At 21.7% G+C, this 785-nt stretch carries 1 protein-coding gene and 1 pseudogene; both read right to left on the minus strand.

Annotated features, from left to right (window positions below):
• Window positions 1–78 precede the first annotated feature (78 nt).
• A complete protein-coding gene (locus tag E6A48_RS07260) occupies window positions 79–621 on the minus strand; it encodes a hypothetical protein (protein ID WP_219709363.1) in 543 nt (180 codons plus the stop codon).
• Window positions 622–665: 44 nt separating this feature from the next.
• A pseudogene (locus E6A48_RS11975) lies at window positions 666–785 on the minus strand (hydrolase); the annotation flags it as partial.

Consider the following 785-nt stretch of genomic DNA (forward strand, 5'->3'; position numbering starts at 1 on the left):
ATTAAATCAAAAACAATACAAATATTTATTAATTTAGTTTGAAAAGAAAAACATTATAAACTATTTTGGTATATATTATTAATTATTAAATTCATTGTTATAATATTCTATAGTATCAATCATTGCTTTTACTTGTGATGATGATAACATAAACTCTTGATATTCTCTTCCAGATATTCTTAAACCTACACTTTTAGCATTAGTAAGTATTTTATAAAGCTCTTTTACTTCTTCGTCGCTAATTTCTATTATAGCATTTTCTAAACAATTAACTTGACTTGGTATATAGGCATATTCATTAATTACTGCTGCTGTTGTAGAAATATTTCTTGAAACATTAGTTAAAGTAAATATTATTTTATCGTATGTTTTAGAATCAAATATATATGCAGTGTTAGCATAAATAAAATTAGGCATAGCTTTAGTGCCTATATATAACCACCAACTAATTTCTTTATTATTATTTATTTGAAAATATAATTTAGCTCCATATTCATAATATTCATCTGCATATGTATAGGTTTGTATGCCTGTGAGTTTATCATCTTTTACTTTGAGAGAATAATTAGCACAGGATATACTTAAAAATAATATAGTTATAATAAATAAAATGTTTCTCATATAATCTTATTATAATAGTTTCTGTAACTCTTGCAACTATATATTTATAAATTTACTTCTATAATGTCAGATATTAAATTAAAATATTTATTTGTTAATTTTTTTATATTCTCTCCTGCATTTATTTGAACATAGCCATCATATTTTTTTATCATATCTATATC

This window comes from Brachyspira pilosicoli (assembly GCF_019402445.1).
GTDB lineage: Bacteria > Spirochaetota > Brachyspiria > Brachyspirales > Brachyspiraceae > Brachyspira > Brachyspira pilosicoli_B.

Bases quoted from the DNA above. Each gene is read 5' to 3' on its own strand.
- E6A48_RS07260 (WP_219709363.1), bottom strand. From the start codon at position 621: ATGAGAAACATTTTATTTATTATAACTATATTATTTTTAAGTATATCC.